The sequence below is a fragment of the Bradyrhizobium sp. Mp19 genome, assembly GCF_029952935.1.
Taxonomy (GTDB): Bacteria; Pseudomonadota; Alphaproteobacteria; order Rhizobiales; family Xanthobacteraceae; genus Bradyrhizobium; species Bradyrhizobium elkanii.
In genome coordinates, this window is the sequence record NZ_JASAUT010000133.1 from 1 (window position 1) to 5,620 (window position 5,620).

Consider the following 5,620-nt stretch of genomic DNA (forward strand, 5'->3'; position numbering starts at 1 on the left):
TCCTCAACTCAGGCCAGGAGCAAAATAAATGAGGCAACTGATCGCGCCCGGGAGCATCGATATGTGAGGCAATACGCCATCCTGCTACATTGTCGCGACGATCAGGGCCGTCCGCTGCTTGGACCACCACGAAGCGGCCGCGAGACCAAGAACTTTCTGCGTAACGCCCACGCCGATATTCCGGCGGCGGTCGAGGCATTGCGGCAATACTGGATGCCGATCCGCTACGCCCGCGCTCGCTGATCACCGCGGACGTGGGAGCTCATACCGGTTACGACCGTTCTGGTCTCCTAACGACTCCTGATTGCGCCAGGGAGTGCCGAGCGCACACGATCCAAAGCGCACTTCCACGAGCATCCGGTTGTCCGGTCTGGTGGAGACGTTCTGATCAGGCCGTTTATGATCAGCGACACCTCCCAGCCCGCATTACTCAACGCCGAACGATTCACCCAAGGCTTCCAAAACGAGACTTAGCCTGATTTGCGACCTTGCGTTAGAACGTAACATAGATTGTCCGATTTCTGACATGCAGTCGGTCTGGTACACTTCGTTGAAAAATATCCTTTACTGATCAAGCTGTCGCAGTTGGCACAGGGTTTGAACAGAGAAGTCCGTCCACCGCAGCCGCCCACGAAGCGGCGGCCACAATAATGCTTCTTCGGCAATGCCGTTTGGCACAACGACACGGGCTGCCACATGGAGTCGGTCTCAATAGCACGTCACAAAAACTGTCCTCAATGTGGCTCTGCGTTGGTCCACCGCGAGTGGCATGAACGCATTGGTGCGCGGGAGGTCCAAGATCTCTGGCGCTGCTGGAATTGCAGGCACGAATTTATGACCATTGTCACTTCTGACGATACGGATCCTCCTATCGCTGAGATCACAAAGCTATTCTTTACCAGCCTGTTAGTCTGATCAATGAACGCCTGAGCCGCTAACACTCGCATCCGAGCGGCATCAGACTTGGCAATCCAAAGCAGGGCGGAGGGTCGCTTAGGGGAGAACAATTCGACCGTAGGCTCAGTATCTGCTTATCCCGGATGGGGAATACGCTTCGCGACCTTCCCATCATAAATGAAGTTGGAATGTTCTTATGAGGCTCGTACGTGCAATCGTCGGCTTGGCCCTGTTGGCAGTTGGATTGTACGTTATTATCGGCGAGCACTTCGCCGGAACATCGGCGGATGCTACACTCAATGCTCGACTCTACATCGTTCGGGCCCCGATCGAAGGAAAAGTGACGCTTGCCGTAAAGAGCATCGGCGCGCGCATTAGTCCCGGCGAGCTTATAGCAGAATTGAACGACCAACGCTTCGATACCGCGAGGCTTCTTGAGCTTGATCGCGATCGCACGAACCAGCAGATCGAGCTAAACCGTCTCGTTGGCCAGCGAGAGGCCTTGTCCGCATCCCGGTCTCGCTTCGATGTTCAATCAACTGATTACCAGCGCGGCAGGGTTCGGCAGATTGAGGCTCGAATTGCCGAAACGAAAGCAGCTCAAGACGCTGCGGCCGCGCGCCTTCGTCAAGCGGACGCAGAATTCAAGCGGGCAAATGAGCTAAGCACGCGTGGTGTACAGACGGTGGCGAATTTGGATCGCGCTCGCGCAACTTACGACGTCGCGCAGCAAGAACTGGAGAGTGCGCAGCAGCGAGTGAATTATTTAGAGACGGAACTTACGTCCGCTCGCGACGGCGTCTTCATCGGGGAGTCCTATAACGACGCTCCCTCCTCGGCCCAACGTATCCGCGAGCTCGAGCAGCGGCTGGCCGAGCTGAATGTCGACAAGGAGCAGGTGAAGGCACGTATTGTGCTGCTCGACGGGCAAATCGATGCCGAGCGTCTTCGTGTCAATAGCTTGAGCTTCGCTACTCTTAATGCCAGCGTCGTTGGCCTAGTCTGGGACATACTAATAGACGATGGCCAATACGCGCGGCGCGGCCAGGATCTCATCAAGATCGTCGACTGCAGTACACTGATCGTCACTGCGGGCGTCAGCGAATCTCTCTACGACGGTCTCTCGGTGGGAACGGCCGTGCAATTTCGGTTGTTTCGCGATGACCGTGTTTTCAATGGAACCATAACTCGCCTTGGCGGATCCGGTGCGGCCTCGCTTTACACCAATCTTGCTGTGGGTCCAAGTGCACAACATCTCCAGCGCTTTGATGTCACCGTGACTGTTCCAGACCTTGCAGGAGAGGCAGATCTCAGCTGCGCGATTGGACGTACCGGACGCGTTATCTTCACAGCCGGCCCAATCGCACAATTCCGTCGCTTTATCACGCGGTACGGACTCTGATGCTTCTGCTGTCGCCACTCGTTGCTGCCTTCGCAGGCGCCGCCTTCATAGTTGGGCTTCGCCTTACCGTCTTTCCGTTGCTTAATCCGATGAAGTGGTATTGGCGCGCTCTTCTCCTGGGGACGGCTACCGTACTGTCTTGGCGTTATATGGCTTGGCGCTTCACCGAAACACTGGCACCGCTCGACTGGACTGCGGACGCGCTGTTCAGTTGGGGATTCGCCATACTCGAAGCTCTGACGATGCTTTCCTCTACCATCGCGTTTTTCATACTGTCGCGGGTGAAAGAGCGGTCGGCAGAAGCAAACCAGTACTCCGAATGGTGGCTGCCTGGAGAAGCGCCGCGCGTCGATGTTTTCATCACGACTTACAACGAGCCGTCGGAAGTGCTCGAGCGCACGATCATTGGCGCGACCGAAATCCGCTATCCACGGCTTCGGATTTTTATTCTCGACGACGGCGCCAGGAATTGGGTGAGGCAACTTTGCGAGCTGTACGAAATCGGATATCTCGCACGCTCGGATAAGGAGCACGCTAAAGCGGGGAACATCAACCACGCACTTCGCGTGCGCGCCCGCGATCCAGCCCCCCCGGTCTTTGTCGCTGTACTTGACGCAGATTTCGTTCCCCATGCGGACTTCATCGAGCGGACACTAGCGTTGTTTCACGAGCCAGACGTCGCGCTCGTGCAAACCCCGCAGCACTTCTTCAATCCTGATCCGATCCAACATAACCTGGGAATAAGCACCGCATATCCGGATGAACAACGTCATTTCTTTGACAACGTCGAGCCAGCGCGGGACGCTTGGGGGATTGCCATCTGCTGTGGGACATCATCCGTAATGCGGGTCCGGGCCGTCGAGCAGATTGGCTGGATTCCAACACAAAGCGTAACCGAGGATTTCCTGCTCACCCTTAAGCTTGCGGAGAACGGCTGGCAAACTGCGTACCTTAACGAGCCATTGACTGAAGGTTTGGCTCCCGAAGGATTGAAAGAGTATATTACTCAGCGTGGACGGTGGTGCCTTGGCCTGATGCAGATTGTCCGCGGCTCATACAGCCCCTTTGGCATGCGAGGCCTTGGGCTGATGCATCGAATCGGTATCCTCGATTCATTGCTCTACTGGCTCAGCACCTTTCCCTTCAGGCTTGCCAGCTTGATTTGCCCCCTGTTGTACTGGTGGTTCGGTATCACCATCGTGAACGCGTCGCTGGTGGAAATTATCAGTTATTATGTACCCTATTACCTAATGGTTCTGGTGTCCCTGAACTGGCTTTCAAAAGGGTTGTTTGTCCCGCTTCTCAACGATACGGCTCAACTGATCGCGGCCTGGCCCATCAGCCGGGCAGCTGCTCTCGGGCTTCTGACCAGCGGATCGCATAAATTCTCGGTGACGGCCAAAGGCGGCGACCGTGCCAAGGTCGTTGTCCAATGGGCGTTGATGCGACCGTTTCTACTCCTGCTCGCACTGACGATCGGCGGCCTGATCGTGCCGTTGAACTCCGATTTCGTCTTCAATACGGCCCCAACAGCGGGCGACGGCACGGCTATCGTGATGTTCTGGACACTTTACAACATACTGGTGCTGTTCGTGGCAGTCGTGGTGTGCATCGAACGACCGCGATACGATCGACCTCAGCGGCAGATCCCAGAACCCATCACGTTGGTGATCCAAGGTGAGAAACACCGCGGATGGCTTCTCAATCTGGGCCGAGGGGGCGCTCGAATCAGCGGTCCATCCGGGCTTTCCGCCGGAGCAGAAGGGAAGCTCGACCTGCCCGGGATTGGCGGAGTGGACGCGCATGTTGCTGCGACTACTCGTGATGGCTATCGAATCAAGTTCTCTCCAACTCCTGAGCAAAGGGCGAAAATTATCAAGAAGCTTCATACCGAATCGGCCATGCCAGGGGCCGATCGAGGGAACATCTTGCAAATGATCCGCGAGTTGGCGCGAGCTCTAACGAGTTGAGGAGCGTGAGATGCCGAAAAGACCGAGCTTACTCTCCTTGGTGTTCTGTGGAGGCGCCTTGCTCATATTGGTGCCTGCCGTGGTGACCGCAACGATCTACACGGCCTTGCTACAGCAACGGGGAGAGCAGCTGCAATTCGACGCGCTAAGGATTCGCGGCGAAATGAGTTCCGCGCTGTTGGCCCGCCGGCTCTATGGAGTTTGGATGGATGTAGCTCGGTCCGCTGAGCTCATTGACCCGGCAGATCTTAAGAGTGCGCGAGAACACATCGACTTCTTGAGCCGCCTTGATCGACGCTACACTTGGCTCGGCGTCGCGGATCTCGAAGGGACCATTCTCGCGGCTAAAGACGGCATGCTCGAAGGAGTAAGCGTTGCACAGCGACCCTGGTTTAAGCGGGGCCTTGTCTCGCCGGCGGCTATCGATGTGCATGCCGCTCAACTGCTGGCCACCCAGTTGCCTGCATCTCGTGAGCCCTATCGCTTTATCGACCTGGCAGCACCGTTGCGCCACGCCGGCTCCGTTGCCGGGGTCATCGGCGCGCACCTTGACTGGAAATGGGTCGCAGAAGGCATGGACTCGTTACAAGTGCCCGGCATTGACGTGCTGCTGCTTTCGGGTGATCGAACCGTCCTGTTTGGCCCGCCCGATCTCATCAACAAGCCGCTCAACATCGGCTCCGCGCTTGCGGCTAGTCGCGTGACGACCGCGTCTCTACGCGAGCGCTGGCCTGACGGCAGGGACTACTTCGCAGTAATCGTTCCGACGGTCGGCTTCGCAAACCTTCCAAGCTTCGGTTGGTCTCTTCTGGTTCGGCAGAGTACCGACGAGGCGCTTGCGACCACCCGTAATTTAATCCGATCATTTTGGAGTAGTTTCGGTGTTTGTGCCATTGCCACACTAGCACTACTCTTTTGTGCGGCGCAGTGGCTGAGGACGCCGCTCCGCCGGCTCTCGAATACAGCGGAGGCCCTCTTGCACGATCCATCCGCCCGCCCGCCATATTCGGAGACACGCTTTAACGAAGCGGCGAGGCTCAGTGACGCGCTAGCTCGTATCCAGTCGAAGCTGATGGGCCACTCTGGTCGCAATTGAATCCAAGCACCGACTGGAGATGACTAGCTGAACGATGATCACATCGGGCATGAAGTTGCGCGGAAGTGTCGTGTCTGGTCAGCGCCGAAACATCTGAGGCAAATTGAGGTTGACGAGGGAGGATATCTGGTTCGTCGCAGCCACCGGGAGCGAAGATGCAAGAGAAGTCTCCAGGGCCGCAGAACAAATGCTGAGGGATATTCCGCATCAGATCCGCTGGCAATTCGGCGGGAAGAACGGGTCTGCCGGTTCCGG

3 protein-coding genes and 1 pseudogene are annotated in these 5,620 nt (G+C 57.0%); all 4 read left to right on the plus strand.

Translation table 11 applies throughout. The features are described 5' to 3' along the window. Positions 1-243, plus strand: a pseudogene (locus tag QJT82_RS44935) (hypothetical protein); the annotation flags it as partial. 850 nt (positions 244-1,093) lie between these two features. Next, on the plus strand, positions 1,094-2,299 hold the full coding sequence (locus tag QJT82_RS44940) for an HlyD family efflux transporter periplasmic adaptor subunit (RefSeq protein WP_051448141.1): 1,206 nt from the start codon (positions 1,094-1,096) through the stop codon (positions 2,297-2,299). Next, positions 2,299-4,269: a glycosyltransferase gene (locus tag QJT82_RS44945; protein ID WP_028344310.1), complete on the plus strand. Its 1,971-nt coding sequence runs from the start codon at positions 2,299-2,301 to the stop codon at positions 4,267-4,269. Before QJT82_RS44940 ends, QJT82_RS44945 begins: the two co-directional genes overlap by 1 nt. Before the next feature lie 10 nt (positions 4,270-4,279). Then, complete coding sequence (locus tag QJT82_RS44950; RefSeq protein ID WP_026191844.1) at positions 4,280-5,365, plus strand: cache domain-containing protein; 1,086 nt, start codon at positions 4,280-4,282, stop codon at positions 5,363-5,365. The last annotated feature ends 255 nt before the right edge of the window (positions 5,366-5,620 follow it).

Bases quoted from the DNA above. Each gene is read 5' to 3' on its own strand.
- QJT82_RS44940 (WP_051448141.1), top strand. From the start codon at position 1,094: ATGAGGCTCGTACGTGCAATCGTCGGCTTGGCCCTGTTGGCAGTTGGA.
- QJT82_RS44945 (WP_028344310.1), top strand. From the start codon at position 2,299: ATGCTTCTGCTGTCGCCACTCGTTGCTGCCTTCGCAGGCGCCGCCTTC.
- QJT82_RS44950 (WP_026191844.1), top strand. From the start codon at position 4,280: ATGCCGAAAAGACCGAGCTTACTCTCCTTGGTGTTCTGTGGAGGCGCC.